The 16,121-nt window shown below is 40.1% G+C and carries 13 protein-coding genes and 1 other annotated feature; of the genes, 3 read left to right on the top strand and 10 right to left on the bottom strand.

The genetic code is table 11. The features are described from left to right. Window positions 1-6: 6 nt before the first annotated feature. Window positions 7-3,009, bottom strand: coding sequence for an EAL domain-containing protein (locus QMA00_RS01640; protein ID WP_010391318.1), 3,003 nt, complete (start codon window positions 3,007-3,009; stop codon window positions 7-9). A gap of 195 nt (window positions 3,010-3,204) precedes the next feature. Continuing rightward, window positions 3,205-3,320: a sequence feature (Phe leader region), on the top strand. A gap of 43 nt (window positions 3,321-3,363) precedes the next feature. Between QMA00_RS01640 and QMA00_RS01635 the strand changes: the two genes are divergently transcribed. After that, the gene (locus QMA00_RS01635; protein ID WP_076921530.1) at window positions 3,364-4,521 is read left to right on the top strand and encodes a chorismate mutase; all 1,158 of its coding nucleotides are present in this window, start codon (window positions 3,364-3,366) and stop codon (window positions 4,519-4,521) included. A gap of 54 nt (window positions 4,522-4,575) precedes the next feature. Here QMA00_RS01635 and tyrA read toward each other — a convergent pair whose 3' ends face one another. From tyrA to ffh, 7 genes are all read right to left on the bottom strand, one after another. Then, on the bottom strand, window positions 4,576-5,709 hold the full coding sequence (tyrA, locus tag QMA00_RS01630) for a bifunctional chorismate mutase/prephenate dehydrogenase (RefSeq protein WP_076921528.1): 1,134 nt from the start codon (window positions 5,707-5,709) through the stop codon (window positions 4,576-4,578). A 315-nt stretch (window positions 5,710-6,024) separates the two neighbouring features. Beyond that, window positions 6,025-6,894 carry an MYG1 family protein gene (locus tag QMA00_RS01625; protein ID WP_076921526.1) on the bottom strand — a complete coding sequence of 290 codons (870 nt, stop codon included), beginning with the start codon at window positions 6,892-6,894 and terminating at the stop codon, window positions 6,025-6,027. Window positions 6,895-7,085: 191 nt separating this feature from the next. Continuing rightward, a complete protein-coding gene (gene rplS, locus QMA00_RS01620; RefSeq protein WP_008114473.1) occupies window positions 7,086-7,445 on the bottom strand; it encodes a 50S ribosomal protein L19 in 360 nt (119 codons plus the stop codon). Between the two features lie 33 nt (window positions 7,446-7,478). After that, window positions 7,479-8,246, bottom strand: a complete 768-nt coding sequence (gene trmD, locus QMA00_RS01615) for a tRNA (guanosine(37)-N1)-methyltransferase TrmD (protein WP_075170595.1) — start codon at window positions 8,244-8,246, stop codon at window positions 7,479-7,481. Next, window positions 8,246-8,782, bottom strand: a complete 537-nt coding sequence (gene rimM / locus QMA00_RS01610) for a ribosome maturation factor RimM (protein WP_008114470.1) — start codon at window positions 8,780-8,782, stop codon at window positions 8,246-8,248. The genes trmD and rimM overlap by 1 nt, the downstream gene beginning before the upstream one ends. A 17-nt stretch (window positions 8,783-8,799) precedes the next feature. Next, window positions 8,800-9,048 carry a 30S ribosomal protein S16 gene (gene rpsP, locus QMA00_RS01605; protein WP_008114468.1) on the bottom strand — a complete coding sequence of 83 codons (249 nt, stop codon included), beginning with the start codon at window positions 9,046-9,048 and terminating at the stop codon, window positions 8,800-8,802. 261 nt (window positions 9,049-9,309) lie between these two features. Beyond that, window positions 9,310-10,689, bottom strand: a complete 1,380-nt coding sequence (gene ffh, locus QMA00_RS01600) for a signal recognition particle protein (RefSeq protein WP_010391303.1) — start codon at window positions 10,687-10,689, stop codon at window positions 9,310-9,312. A gap of 223 nt (window positions 10,690-10,912) precedes the next feature. On the opposite strand from ffh, the gene ccsA reads away from it, so the two are divergent. Both ccsA and QMA00_RS01590 read left to right on the top strand, forming a co-directional pair. Next, window positions 10,913-11,719, top strand: coding sequence for a cytochrome c biogenesis protein CcsA (gene ccsA / locus QMA00_RS01595; RefSeq protein ID WP_076921524.1), 807 nt, complete (start codon window positions 10,913-10,915; stop codon window positions 11,717-11,719). A gap of 61 nt (window positions 11,720-11,780) precedes the next feature. After that, window positions 11,781-13,049, top strand: coding sequence for a CNNM domain-containing protein (locus tag QMA00_RS01590; protein WP_139336462.1), 1,269 nt, complete (start codon window positions 11,781-11,783; stop codon window positions 13,047-13,049). A 41-nt stretch (window positions 13,050-13,090) separates the two neighbouring features. Here QMA00_RS01590 and QMA00_RS01585 read toward each other — a convergent pair whose 3' ends face one another. Together QMA00_RS01585 and gshA are read right to left on the bottom strand one after the other, a co-directional pair. Continuing rightward, complete coding sequence (locus QMA00_RS01585; RefSeq protein ID WP_076921523.1) at window positions 13,091-13,699, bottom strand: transglycosylase SLT domain-containing protein; 609 nt, start codon at window positions 13,697-13,699, stop codon at window positions 13,091-13,093. Between the two features lie 435 nt (window positions 13,700-14,134). Next, window positions 14,135-15,712 (bottom strand): glutamate--cysteine ligase, encoded by a 1,578-nt coding sequence (gene gshA, locus QMA00_RS01580; protein WP_076921521.1) that lies wholly within the window; start codon window positions 15,710-15,712, stop codon window positions 14,135-14,137. Between the last annotated feature and the right edge of the window lie 409 nt (window positions 15,713-16,121).

Below are 16,121 nucleotides of genomic sequence, written 5' to 3'. Positions count from 1 at the left end.
TCTTGCTTATTTAATAATTTTTAGCGCTGCTAATTGATCAAATAATGCGGGAATATCATCCTCAGCCACTGGCTTACTAAAATAATAGCCTTGAACAATAAAACAATTATTATTTTGTAAAAACTCAACTTGCTCGATTGTTTCGACCCCTTCGGCAACTACATCAAGCTTCAGCTTTTGTGCCATAGCAATAATGGCCGCAGTGATCTCCATGTCGTTATCATCCTCAGGTATATCTTTGACAAACGAACGGTCAATTTTAAGAATATCGACAGGGAAACGCTTAAGGTAACTCAGTGAAGAATAACCCGTACCAAAGTCATCAATAGAAATTGAGATACCCAACTTTTTAAGTTGATGTAACTGATCAATAGCTGCTTCAACATTCCCCATCAGCATGCTTTCGGTTAATTCAAGATGCAGACTTTTAGCATTAATCTGCGTCTCTATAATTATTTTTTTCAGCATAGGCACTAAGCTTGCGTCTTTAAACTGTCTTGCTGACAGATTGATCGACATATTACTTGCTCTACCTTGTTGTTCTAGTCGCTTCGTAAACTCACACGCTTGTTGTAGCACCCATTTACCGAGCTCTACAATTAAACCCGTTGCCTCAGCTATCGGAATAAACTTAGTCGGAGGAATAAACCCTTGCGTAGGATGGAACCAACGAAGTAATGCTTCATATCCCACCACGCTATTATCGCGACAATCAACTTGTGGCTGGTAATGTAGCGTGAGTTGCTTTTCTTTAATCGCATGACGCAATTCATTTTCTAGGAATAATCGTTCATTAGCTGCCGCATTTAGATCTTGGCTATAAAAATGGAAAGTGTTACGCCCTTTGGCTTTGGCCTCATACATGGCTAAGTCGGCATGCTTTAGTAACTGATCTTCTTCTAGGCTATCAAATGGTGCTAAGGTGATGCCAATACTTGCACTGACAATTACTTCATTGCTGCCAAGTTTTATCGGCTGGTTTAAGGTTTTTTGTATGGTGTCAGCGACTTCAGATGCTTCTTTTTGATGTTCAATACCACTGAGTAAAACAGCAAATTCATCCCCACCTAAACGGGCTATGGTATCTTCTGCTCGTAAGCGCTGTTTTAAGCGTGTTGCCACTTCAACTAACAGCTGATCACCCGCATCATGACCTAAAGTATCGTTAATACGCTTAAATTCATCCAGATCAAAATAAAATAAAGCAAACGAGTAACGCCCTCTCTCAGCAAGCGCCATCGACTTCCTGAGCTGCATTCTAAAGAATGTACGGTTAGCAAGCCCGGTTAGTGTGTCAAAGTAAGCGAGCTGTTCCATTTTTCGTTGGCTTTCTTTCACAAACGAAATATCTTGCGCTGATGCCACGTAACTGGTTATTTTACCACCGTCTTCTCGAATAGGTGACACACTAAGCGATACCCATATTGGCGACTTATTTTGCGCTTCAATAAGCGTATCTCCTCGCCAGTAATTACGATTACGCAAATCAATGTCAATATCCTCTACCAACATGGTCATTTCATTGGCAATAATTGTCAGTAATGGCTGACGCAAGAAATCATTTTCGACAAAATCAGTCATTTCTAACATTTTTGGATTAACGTATTCAATGACAAAATTTTCATCGGTGATCACCACCCCTGTACCCGAGAACGCAACCGCTTTAGACAAGCGATTTGCAGCTTTCTCTGCGATTTCTTTTTCTATTATGCGCTGGTTTAAGCCGTCAATGAGTTTGCGAATTTCAATGGTCATATCTTTGAATGAACCATTAAGCGTACCAATTTCATCTTTATTTTCTTTTGGAAACTCAATCTCTAACTGGCCTTTACCAAAGTTAGTAACTGCATAAACCAATGAATGTAAGCGTCTTAATACCAATTGGTAAAGTGCTTGGTGTAATAATAAAGCGACTAAAATGGCATACAGAATAAATAGGCCAAAAAACTTAAGCTTTAAGTCTTTCAATGCCGATAACGTTGAGGAGCGCTTTTTATATACACCCACATACCAGTTTACACCTTCAACTTTATGGATATTTATAATGTAGTCTTCATCATTTAATGAAAATGAATCGGCATATTCTGGTAATTGTATTTGCCCTGCGTTATCAATAACGCGCTTTAGTTCTGGAGAAATAAAGTCATCAGGTAGTAGCTTTTTGCCTGCCTCTCCGTACTCTTTATAATTTTCAGAGGTTAAGTTCGGATGTGCTAATAGCTGTCCTTGTTTATCAAACACTACTAAGTGTTTTTCCTTTCCACCGACGGGTAATTGCGATATGAGTGAGTTTAGTGAAATATCGCTACCGGTAACCCCTAAAAACTCATCATCTTGATAAATGGGAACAATTAAACTGACTACCCATTTATTCCAAACTTCATCATAGTAAACTTTTGACCATTGAGGCTCTCGTTGTGGGTTAGTTAAAGACTTCGCATAATTGAAGCTATCACTTTGGTTGAATGTATAATTTCCAGGCACATTAAGCGCCCAGTTTGGCGGTGCGACACGAATAAAGTTATCTTCAGTTATAAGATAAAAATTATAGAAATCTTGAATTAACGTAGGAGAAATAACTTTCCAAAGGGATTCAGAATCAGCAATTAGCTGTTTATAAAAAGGAGAATATGCAGTTTGAGGGATAAACGCGGCTGATAGCCCATCCGGTGATGCACTACGCACTGAGCCATCATTGGTGAGCTGCATTGTCGGTGCAGTATTATTTTTAAATGACAGCTGTCCCTCAAATAACTGCTCGCTAACAACAATATTAGCTTGCTCTGCTATTTTAACTTTGGTCGCTATCAGGTTATTAAACTGGTTTATTAATAATTCATTTGATTGCTTTAATACCTCATGCTCTTCAAAAACAAGCTGTTTTTCTTCTGACTTGAGCATTAATGCAGCCGCACAAATGCCAGCCACTAAACAGATACCAGAGATCAACAATGATAACTTTACACTAAGTGAGTTTATGCCAAATCGAGATGGAGGGCGTCGATACACAAAAAGCCAACCTTATTTATAATTATTATTTTTTCAAGTAATAGAAATATACCAGAACTTAAATCAGAATTATAAATTATTTATAAACTTTTAAAAAACAACACCTTTTGTACACATATTAGGTAAAAAAGCCGCGTCAGGTAAGTGCTTGTTGACATTGGGAGTGACACTTCATACATTAAGGGTATGAATATAAATTACTCACACGCCTTTTTTTCTTTTTTTAGCTTCTTTATATAGAAGAGGCTTCCCTGTTTGTGAGATAAAATCAATCGAATAGTAAAGCCTCCCAACTGGGAGGCTTTTTTATTTTCACTGCAAAATCAGTGATATTTTTGGAATGAGGAAAACCAAATGAGCAACGATGTACTTGATACTCTCAGGCACGATATAAATGAAATCGACTCCGATTTACTTGTTTTACTAGCAAAGCGACGCCGCATTAGTCATGGCGTAGTTGAATATAAAATTGCAAATAATAAACCCATTCGTGATGAGGCCCGTGAACTGGCTTTGCTCGAAAAACTTATAGGCTATGGCAAATCGTTAGGACTTGACGCTTACTACGTTAACAACGTGTTTCAAACGATATTAGAAGACTCAGTATTGCATCAACAAGCCATGCTTCAAAAGAATTTAAACCCCGATGCACTGAGCGAAACCCATCGCGTAACGTATTTAGGCGGTCAAGGCTCTTATAGTCAGCTTGCATGTCATAAATATTTTAGCCGTCGCCCGGGTAAATTAGTTGAAATTGGTTGTACCTCATTTGAAGAAATCACTGGTAAAGTAGAAAAAGGTCAAGCCGACTTTGGCTTACTGCCTATCGAAAACACTAGCTCAGGTAGTATTAATGAAGTATTTGATTTGCTGCAGCATGCACAGGTCTCTATTGTCGGTGAAGTTACTCATAGCGTTGAGCATTGCTTATTAGCAGCCCCAGGAACTGAGCTGAACCAATTAACTAAAGTCTTTGCACATCCGCAACCCTTTGCCCAGTGTAGCCGCTTTTTACAGGGCCTTGGCGAACTTCAGCATGAAACCTGCGATTCAACATCAAGTGCATTAAAATCAGCTCTTGAAACACCGAACAGCGCAGCAATCGGCTCTGCGCAAGCAGGGAAAAATGTAGGCCTTGAAGTGATCAAGGCGAATCTTGCCAATCAAAAAGAAAATCACAGCCGCTTCATTGTGGTTGCCCGAAAACCACTGCAAGTATCAACTCAAATCCCTACTAAAACTAGCTTAATTATGTCAACCAAGCAGCAGGCCGGTTCGCTTGCCGATGCGTTAATGATTTTTAAACAGCATAATATTAATTTAGTGAAACTAGAATCTCGACCTACTCCTGGTAACCCATGGGAAGAAGTATTTTATGTGGACTTGGAGGCTAACTTAATCGATAACCAAGTGAAGCATGCATTGGAGGAGCTCAAACAGCACACTCAATATGTTCGTGTACTTGGTTGTTACCAAAGCGAGTCTTTACAAGCTGTGAGCGTAGAAAGCTAACAAAATATTAAAAAAGGGCCTAGCGGCCCTTTTCTTTTCACGGAGCTATTCTTTTTAATCAAGTACTTTCGCATCATTCGCTTTATTTAATAAACTACGGCTTTGGGTTAAAAAGTGCGCCGTTGAATCTGAGAAATAAGATTTTGCATCAGCAAAAGCATCAATTAATGCAAGCTTATCCCCTGCTTTTAGCTTTTCAAGCGTTTGCGAAAACAAAGACTGATACTGCGCCAATAAGCTTTCGACATTGTCAAACTGCGCTAACATAATATCGGTGTATAGCTCTGGCGATTGTGCAAATAAACGGCCAACCATCATTAGCTCTAACTGATATATAGGTGATGAACAACTTCTTAGCTCGGCGAGTGTGTGTCCCTGTTTTGCTAAAAACTGACCGTACACAAAGGTGGTTAAATGACGCATAACCTGAATAATTTGCATTGCTTCGTCATGCTTTTTGGCCTCAAGTTCAACCAACTGACAACCCCATATTTGTAGCTGTTTTAATAACCCTTGTGCCACCTCATGACTACGCCCTTCACACACCACCACGGTTTGTTTCACCCAATGGGAAATATCAGGTCCAAACATTGGATGTAAACCAACAACTGGCCCACTATGTACTTTTTTAAGCACAGCTAATGGTGCTTGTTTAACTGATGTAATATCAACCAGCAAACAATCATCATCAAGCTTTGGAAGCGCGTTAACAACTGTTTCAAGAGCATTTATTGGTACACTGATCATCACCAGTTTTGCACCTTTTAGAATATCCGCTGCCTGTGATTGCTGCGCTTTATCTAAAATTTTGACTTCGTAACCCGAACGCTGAAATTGTTTTGCAAATAACTGACCCATTGCCCCTTCACCACCAACAATAACAATTGGCGATAATTGTGGGTCGGCACAGGCTAATTTGGCTTGTTGATTTTGATAAGCTTCACGCATCATGCGTCTGAGAATGTCTTCGACTAAATCAGGATTTACACCTTGATTAATAGCCTCTTGACGTCGTGCAGCTAATAAATCTGCTTCTCGATCGGGTGCATGTAATGGCGCGCCAGTTTGTTGTTTTATTGCGCCTATTTGTTGGGTAATACCATTGCGTTTTGCAAGTAAGGCAACCAGTTGCGCGTCGCATTCATCTATACTTGTTCTTAGCTGCGCTAAATCACTTATCTCTGCCACGTTCTCATTCCATCCAAAAAAGCAAAATCGTAAATTAAAACTTACAAAAAAGTAAACTAATCAATACGATAAATACTAACAGGATACGTTAGGGGTTAAAAGGCAAATTATTGAAAAGATCACTATCAGTTGTTCAACTAAAACCAAGGTGGAAACGGTAGTAAGTAACCTAAACGCTAGATAATAAATCTATCTCAAGCAGCTATTTCAGCGCTAACTACATTGAATTTACGTAGGTTCAGGTTAAGTAGAGAATCTTAAAAAGTGGCTAAAGCCACTTTTATTAAGTAACCGGCGAGCGGTTAAGGAGAACTATTAGTATTCTAATGCCATAGCCGCAAGCGACATAATACTGTCGAATGATTCTGCGCCAGCGATAAATAAGCCATTGTGACAAAACATAGCATCATCGATACCAGTTACCGCTTGAAATTCATCGTCTGATAATCCTGCCCATGGTGCAGGTAATGACTTTCTGTCTTCAAAAGAGCCTAATTCTGCAGGCACCGTTTGCACTATCCACTTGCCAGAATGAGATGGGTAAACGACAAATAATGCCTCATCAGATAAACTATGTACGGTTTTTTTCCACGGAGTATAGCGCTCTAATACGATTAATCGAGGATCATCAGCTTGTTTTATTGCTTGAGCAACAATCTTTTTAGCATTTAAACCACCTCGGGCAGAAGCTACAAAACGAATCAGTAAAGTGTGTGCAAATTCAACCGCTTGATCAAAAGCAGCATCAAAATCACTTTCCTCTTCCCATGTTGGGTTAAACATAGAAATTGTTTGGCTTAAGCTAATGCCTGTAGCAACCCCTTCAACATGACCACAATCAATGGCATCAATAGTTGATACAAGCCCTGCATCCACCGCATTCGCCACATCTTGGTTATCATCACATATTGTTAAGCCATATTTTTTCCACACCAAGCCAAATGACGAAAAAGGAATACCATTTTCACGAGCGCCAGCACCGCCACGCTGATGATGATCAAACCGGTTAGTTTCTGGGTCATATTGACCACCAACATCAATAACCACATCGGCGTCATTAATAATCGCATTATCGCGTGTGCGGATCAGGGTAAAAGAAGGGAAAATAATTTTAAGTGCAGCGATACTAAAAACATCATCTGCGTGAAAATTGCCGTTGTGTGTAACTATCGTTTTATCATTCATTTTTGTACATCATTTTTGCAAGAAGTGAGAAGATATTGTGATTTGAAGTGAACCACACTTTAACGCATGCAGGTTAAGGTGTGTATTGGTTTTTGAATATAGCGATATAAAAACCGCAATAGCATTAAAACCAAAACGGGTTGCAACCCAAAGGTTGCAACCCGTTTTTTTGCGTTGATAAACAGCGCGTATTAGTTAAGTTTTTCTCTAATACGTGCAGATTTACCAGAACGCTCACGTAGATAGTAAAGCTTAGCACGACGAACCGCACCGCGACGCTTAACTGTTACGCTATCAATAAGAGGGCTGTGCGTTTGGAATACACGCTCAACACCTTCACCGTTCGAGATTTTACGAACTGTGAATGCTGAGTGAAGACCACGATTACGCTTAGCGATTACAACACCTTCAAAGGCCTGTAGACGCTCTTTAGCACCTTCTTTTACTTTTACCTGTACAACTACTGTATCACCAGCGCCGAATGCAGGTACGTCTGTTTTAAGCTGCTCTTCTTCAAGCGCTTTAATAATATTTTGGTTTACTTTTGCCATTATGTTTCTCACTTTCCTAGGTGTAACTGTCTTCTAGCCACAAGCTTTTTGGTACTCTTGCTGAAATTTCGCGAGTAATACCGCTTGCTCCTCAGTCAGAGCTAGGTTATGCAACAAGTCAGGACGGCGAAGCCAAGTTCTACCTAATGACTGCATAAGCCGCCATTTTGCTATCTCTTGGTGGTTTCCGCTGAGTAATACAGCAGGCACCTGTTTGTCGTCCAATGTTTCTGGCCGTGTATAGTGAGGACAATCTAGCAAGCCATCCGAAAATGAATCTTGCTCTGCTGACTGGTTGTGTCCTAAAACCCCTGGCACTAATCGCGCTACTGCGTCAATTAATGTCATGGCAGGTAGTTCACCCCCACTCAAAATAAAATCACCAATTGACCATTCTTCGTCAACGTACGATTCTATTATTCTCTCGTCTATACCTTCATAGCGACCGGCAATTAAAATCAGTTTTTCAGAGTTTGCGAGTTCGCTTGCCCCTTGCTGATCTAATTTGCGCCCTTGTGGCGACATATAAATTACTTTTGCACCATCACCTGCAGCCTGTTTGGCTTCAAGAATGGCTTGTTTAAGTGGTTCAACCATCATTAACATGCCTGGTCCGCCCCCGTAAGGACGATCATCTACGGTTCTATGCTTATCAGTTGCATAGTCTCGTGGATTCCAGCAGTTAAAGTCGATTAAACCCTTTTTAACAGCGCGACCGGTTACACCTTGCGTTGTAATTGCATCAAACATATCCGGGAAAAGGCTGATAACCCCTACCCACAACGAACTTGTTTGACTCATTAAAAGCTTGGATCCCAATCTACAGTAATTTCTTTCGCATCATATTTAACCTCTTGAATAACTGAATCAGTTAAAAAAGGAATTAAACGTTCTGCTTGGCCAAATGCATCTTTACTGTTTGCTTTCACAACCAGTACGTCATTTGAGCCTGTCTCCATAAGGTCATCAACAATGCCTAAGTTATAACCTTTATCAGTTACAACCGACATGCCAATGAGATCTCGCCAATAGAATTCACCTTGCGGTAATTCTGGTAGCTGCGCTGAATCCACAGAAATTTCAACATTGGTATAAGCCATTGCTTGGTCTCTGTCGTTTACTTGCGCAAACTTAGCGATAAAGCCTTTGTTGTGGCGACGCCAGTCGACCACTTCTAAGGATTGCCATTTACCTTGCTGCCCTATCAACCACGGGCTGAAATCGAAGATCCCTTGGGGATCATCAGTAAATGAATGCACCTTAAGCCAGCCCTTTATACCATATGGGGCGCCGAGCTTTCCTACGACAATTATTGATGAGGTGTTCTCTTGACTCATGGTTACACTTACGCCTATTAAGCCGCTTTACGAGCGTCTTTAACTAATTTAGCTACACGATCTGAAAGACCTGCGCCTTGACCTAACCAGTGCTCAACACGTGGTAAATCTAAACGAAGTTTTTCTTCTTGACCTGAAGCGATTGGGTTAAAGAAACCTACTTTCTCGATGAAGCGACCGTCACGCGAGAAACGGCTATCCGCAACCACAATTTGATAGAAAGGGCGTTTTTTAGCGCCACCACGTTGCAAACGAATAGTTACCATACCGTCCTCTAAATAGATTGACTGTTTTCATTAATAAGATTTACTCCCCAGTATGGGGAGCCGGTGAATTGTACGAGTTTTTAGCAACAATGCAAGTAAGAAGTGATGCAAAAAGGCAGTTTAGTAGATTAAACCGTGATCCAAGAAGAAAAAGCATGTGAACAAGCTATTCTGTGCATAGTTTATTCAACAATAAAGAGGCAATTTGCCTCTTTATTGATTGCTTTTTATCTCGTATCGGAGATATTAAAGGTTAAATTATTAAAATTTCGGGCCACCGCCGCCCATCATTCCCGGTGGTAACATCCCTTTCATGCCACGCATCATTTTTTGCATGCCACCTTTGCCTTTCATTTTTTTCATCATTTTTTGCATTTGGGTAAACTGCTTAAGCAGCTTATTGATCTCTTGTACTTGAGTACCCGACCCCGCTGCAATGCGCTTTTTACGCGAACCTTTAATGATCTCTGGGCGTGCACGCTCTTTTTTAGTCATAGAGCTAATAATTGCTTCCATTTGAATAAAGGTTTTATCGCCCATTTGGCCTTTTACTGCATCTGGAATGTTTTGCATGCCTGGCAGTTTATCAAGCATCGACATCATGCCGCCCATATTTTTCATTTGCTTTAATTGATCAGCAAAATCATCCAGTGTAAAACCATCACCTTTAAATACTTTTTTCGCTACTTTTTCTGCCTGCTCTTTATCTACTTTCATCTCGACTTCTTCGATTAATGAAAGTACATCACCCATGCCTAAGATACGTGAGGCGATACGATCAGGGTGGAAAGGTTCAAGTGCGTCAGTACGCTCACCAACACCCATAAACTTAATAGGTTTCCCGGTAATATGACGAATAGATAACGCAGCACCACCACGGGCATCACCGTCTGTTTTAGTTAAAATCACACCGGTTAAAGGCAATGCTTCGTCAAACGCCTTCGCGGTGTTTGCAGCATCTTGACCTGTCATTGCATCAACAACGAATAAAGTCTCGATTGGATTAATTGCACCATGAAGCGCTTTGATTTCATCCATCATGTCATTATCAACATGCAAGCGACCTGCAGTATCAACTAATACCACATCAATAAATTTCTTTTTCGCGTGAGAAATAGCAGCTTGTGCTATATCAACTGGCTTTTGTGAAATGTCACTTGGGAAAAATTCTACATCTACTTCTGTCGCTAATGTTTCTAACTGCTTAATTGCCGCAGGACGGTAAACATCGGCACTCACTACCAGCACAGACTTCTTCTTGCGCTCTTTTAAAAACTTAGCCAGTTTACCCACACTGGTTGTTTTACCAGCACCTTGAAGGCCCGCCATCATCACAACAGCCGGAGGTTGCGCGTTAAGGCTTAGCTCTTCATTAGCTTCACCCATGGCCTTTTCAAGTTCTTCACGAACAATTTTTATAAATACTTGGCCAGGACTTAAGCTTTTAGTAACTTCAATACCAACTGCGCGTTCTTTAACTTGTTTTACAAACTCGCGAACAACAGGCAACGCCACATCGGCTTCTAAAAATGCCATTCGCACTTCACGAAGTGTATCTTTAATGTTGTCTTCAGTTAGGCGGCCACGGCCACTAATATTTTTTAGGGTTTTACCTAATCGTTCTTGGAGGTTCTCAAACATGTAACGGTTCCGAAAAGACGTTTATATCAACTCTATTAATAAGGTCGATGTTATTAAAATTCAATTGAAAATAGTATACCGTAAATGGTGGCATACAATACAGTGCTGAAATGCTGCTTATTGAGTTTCTTTTTACAGGGTCTATGCATTTGCTTTGCTATAAAATACAATGGCCACATAACGAACACGAATTATTTGACTTCAATTAAGTGGCCAAAGCAAAATGCTGATTATTAGTTTAACTATTATTGCCAGTTTATTTTATGTGTTAGCAACGTCTCACGTGCTTTCGCGATTGTTTCACCGTCAGGGGCCGAGCCAAAAAGTTACTATTATACTCAGTACTGTCGCTATTTTGGCGCACATGCTGCTTTTAGTAAATTCGGTATTTAGGGCTGATGGGCAAGATTTAAGTATTGTTAATGTGGCATTACTGACATGCTGGATTATCGTGCTGTGTGTCACCACTGTTTCTTTGAAGTTTCCCGCAACCTTGTTACTACCTGTTGTTTATGGCTTTGCTGCGCTTTTAACCATTTCTAGCTTATTTATCCCTCATCACGTTTTACTTCATAGCATTAATGTAGAGCTTGCGTTAGTTGCGCATATTTCACTGTCGTTATTAGCCTACTGTATCTTAATTATTGCCACCCTTTACGGCGTGCAATTTTACTTTATTGATAAACGTTTGAAACGTAAAGATTTAGCAATAGTACATAGCCATTTACCGCCACTAATGGTGGTAGAGCGTCAACTTTATCAACTATTAAATTTAGGCACAGTATTATTAAGCGTGGCGCTGATTACAGGGTTTGTATTTCTTGATGGCATGTTTGCCAAAGAGTTTATTCATAAAACAATCTTATCTTTAGTTGCTTGGGCTATTTTTGCTACGATTGCCGTTGGCCATGTTAAACGAGGTTGGCGGGGGAAAATGGTGGTAGTGAGTATTATGATTGCCGCATTTACACTCACACTCGCTTATTTTGGCAGCCGTTTTATACAAGAAGTGGTTCTAAATAAGTTTTAACTTGACTCTGAAAGCTCACTCTAGCTTAATACACATTGGTTTATAAAAAAAGGATCCATCGTTGGACGACATATCGACAAGTACGCTGTTTATCATTTTAGGTTTATTGGTACTTTTTTCTGCTTACTTCTCCGGGTCAGAAACCGGAATCATGTCAATCAACCGTATTCGTTTACGACACCTCGCTAAAGAGAATCATCGTGCTGCGAAACGCGTTAGTAAATTACTCAGTCGACCAGACAGGTTGATAGGTCTTATCCTTATTGGTAATAACCTTGTCAATATTGCGGCTGCCCAAGTTGCCACCATTATTGGTATTCGTTTGTATGGTGATTTAGGTATTGCTATAGCAACAGGTGCATTAACACTTGTGGTGCTGATTTTCGCTGAAGTAACGCCAAAAACACTGGCCGCCCTCTATCCTGAGCGAGTCGCTTTTCCAAGTTCGGTGATACTCAAAGGGTTACTAAAAATTCTCTTCCCATTTGTTGTCGTTGTTAACTGGATGACCAATGGTATATTGCGCTTATTTGGTATTAGCGCTGCACAAATAGATGAGCACAGCATGAGTAAGGAAGAATTAAAAACCGTGCTTAACGAATCTGGAGCGCTGATCCCCGCGCGCCACCAAAGTATGCTGACCTCAATTTTAGATTTAGAACAGGTTACCGTTGAAGATATTATGATACCCCGCAATGAAATTGTGGCGATTGATATCAACGATGACTGGAAAATAATTAGTAAGCAGCTTACTCATGCTCAACATACTCGCGTGCTTTTATACCGCGACAATATAGATGATGCAGTAGGCTTTATTCACTCTCGTGATGCATTGCGTCTTCTTACTAAAGAGCAATTCGATAAACCTTCGCTACTGCGCGCTGTACGTGAAATTTACTTTATTCCTGAGGGAACGTCGCTTAATACCCAACTACTGAAGTTTCAGTTATCAAAAGAACGAATTGGTATTGTTGTTGATGAATATGGCGATATCCAAGGCTTAGTTACCCTAGAAGATATTCTTGAAGAGGTTGTGGGCGATTTCACTACTACTCAAACCCGCACACCAAGTGAAGAAGTAACCACACAGAACGATGGCTCTTACATTGTTGATGGTGGTGCTAACGTTCGCGACTTAAATAAAGAGATGGGCTGGGAATTCCCATTAGATGGCCCTAAAACTTTAAGTGGCCTGATTGTTGAATATTTGGAAGATATTCCTGATGCTAACTTAAGTATTCGTATTGCGGGTTACCCAGTTGAAGTGCTTGAAATAAAAGAAAACATGATTAAACAAGTTAAAATTCAACCAAAAAAACGTAAAAAATAAACCAATAAAAAAGGAGCCTGCTGGCTCCTTTTTAATCTAATCTAAAAGAACAATCGCTCTAACCAACCTTTATCTAAATCATCTTCGCAGCGTCTTAGCTGTGCGCCATAACGGCTTGCCCGATATTTTACTTTATTGGCAACGCTCATTAGCCATTTTTTCTTACGATAGGTGCCTCGTTTATAACCGCCCCATCCCTCATGATAATTTAAATACTGTGCGTAAGCGTCCCACTTAGACACACCATTAACTTTATGGGTTTTATAAACAAACCACGCCATAAAATCAATCGCATCTTCAAATTCGTCTCTGTCGGCGCCACTGTTACCTGTTTCACGAATATAATCAGACCAAGTAGGCGTTTTAGCTTGAGAATAGCCATAGGCATCGCTTGCACGACCAGTAGGGATTATCCATAAGAAGTATTCCATAGGCGGTGCTGCATCGTGGCGAAAAGAACTTTCTTGATACATCATGCTCATTAACACATGTTTTGGGGAGCCCCACTTTTCCTGCGCGTCTTTGGCATCAAAATACCAGTCAGATTTCTCTTCGAAAATTTTACAAATATCTTCTGGTTGCTTTGGGGGAGCTGTTGCACACCCAGCTATAGTGAGCAGCAAAGATAAGGTAATAATATTTTTTTTCATTTTTTAAGATCTCACTGAACTTTTTAAAAAAGTGTGGGTCTGAATCTATGAATGCAGCAGTACAGCATTGTTTCATCCCTAAAGAATATTTACGCAGCTACTATGAGCTGCGTTTTTTTTGCCTGCTACTTACTTGGGTCTGTTGACCTTTCAAGGTTGCATTTGCAGCAGTTTGTTTGGTATTTAGGCAAGGCAAAGCCTATGTGGTGTGGTTTTTCCCCATAAATAGGCGATAACGCAGCATCAATGCCAAACAGGTGCTGCCCTTCGAGTTCTGCCTAGGAGCGATTTACTCTTTGTTGCCTACATGGATGTAGGTAAGGAGCGTGAGCAGGACGCGGAAGCTTTGCTCGGTTTTTACTTAGCCCACTAGGTTACAAACCTCGCGCCGCGATTAAACCGCTCCTAGTTTGAACAAATTGTAATCCGCAAAGGTCAACAGACCCTGAAATACGTATCTAAGAACGCGGTAAATGATTGTTTATCAGCTTGTTCAATTGCCTTTTGGGCTTGGTACGACTCTGCAGCTTGTTGCTCTAGCCACGATTTTGAAAATTCAGTATAACTTGCTGTTTCATGGCTTTGTTTGTACTTCTGAGCAAGTGACAGTGCAAAGTGGCCATTATCTAACCCTGATGCTTTTAACTGCTCAACATAACGACCAGAATACGTTAATGCCGGATCATGAATCCAAGTCGCCATGCGCTTAATGGTGTTTGAGTAGTAGTCAACATCGTAAGCAATATCCATCCACTGAGCAACATCACTCAACTGACTAAATATTTCATCACCCCAAGATTCTAGGCTGCGCTGCTCATTATTAAAATTAAGCATCAAGCCTTGTTCTCTACCTTGGTTAACCACCGTATCAAGATTTTCAGTGCTACGAGTTTGCTCTTGCCAATCCATAGGCGCTGAATCTTTTAATAAACAATAAGTTAAAAACACATCTAAAAAGTGTATTTGCTCTAAGTCAATGCCAACTTCACTAAACGGGTTAACATCCAATGCACGAATTTCAATATATTCTATACCCGCTCTTAGCAATGCATCGGTGGGCGTTTCACCATTTTTTGCATTACGTTTAGGACGAATTGGCGAGTAAAACTCGTTCTCTATTTGCAAAATGTTTTTATTTAATTGCTTTGGCGTAGCACTGGTGTAATCGTCAATACTGCCGTAAATATCTGAAGGTGTATTTATGGCTTTTTTAAGTCCTGCAACATATTCATCTAATGAGTTATACATTACCCGTAACGACGATTGTGCGCTATTGGTATAGCCTAAGTTGCCTAAACGCAATGCGGTACCCACTTCCAAATATAAAGTGCCTTTACCGAGTTTTTTAAACGGTAAGTCGCTTTTACGCCCTTGTAAAAAAGAGCTACATAATGCCGGTGATGCGCCAAACATGTAGCTAATTAACCACAGTTCGCGTTTAAAGTTACGAATTAACGCCAAATAACTATCCGATATAAAATCTTCAAGTTTCGCATTACTTTGCTTTAATGAGTGCAGTGACTGCCATAGCGTTTGTGGAAAAGAAATATTGAAATGCACGCCTGCAATCGCTTGCATCATACTGCCGTAACGATTCTTCAAGCCTTCGCGATATAGGGTTTTCATTTTACCGACATTAGAGTCGCCAAATTGTGCCAATACAATATCGTCTTGATGATTTATAAAGCACGGCATACTAATTGGCCACAACAATTCATCGCCCATATGTTCTAGGGTGAACTTTTGTAAATCTTTTAGCTGCTGTAAGGTTTGCGTTGATGACTCGCTAACCGGTGTAATGAACTCAAGTAAAGACTCAGAAAAATCAGTGGTAATATGCCCATTGGTGAGCGCACAGCCCACACCTTGAGGATGAGCCTGTTTTGAAATGGAACCATCGTGATTAATTCTTAATGATTCTCTCTCAATTCCGCGCATAATGCCTTTAATAGCCTGTTGATTATCTGCATTAGATAGCGCGTTGAGCGTGTTCTTTAAATTATAAGTTGTCAAAAAAAAGTTTCCTCGAGCCAAGTGGCTTAATCATGAGGTTATGGGGTCTTTTTACCTTTACTCAAGATTAAACAATGAAAAAACTATATGAATTTATTAGATATAGTTTTTGCTGGATTTTAAACACGCTTTGTTTCACGCTAGAAAAGACAATCTTGCCATTGCCACCACGAATATACAATTTCTTTTACATATTATTTGCCATACCCCCCCGCTGACAACATGGCGTTTTAAAACACTTTGATAAGATAGAGTTAAACCCTAAAAATTTGTCATAACTGAAAAATTCAATTAAGCTTAATATTGATAAAGATCATATAAATATCAAAAAAAATGTCTTATTCCTGCTATTTTACACATATCACTAACGTACATTAGTTTTAGTAATTACAATAGCCGCCATAATAAA

Source organism: Pseudoalteromonas sp. APC 3694, assembly GCF_030407565.1.
Lineage (GTDB): Bacteria > Pseudomonadota > Gammaproteobacteria > Enterobacterales > Alteromonadaceae > Pseudoalteromonas > Pseudoalteromonas tetraodonis.
Note: the sequence above shows the minus strand (reverse complement) of the source record. Positions and strands in the feature narration are given on the sequence as shown.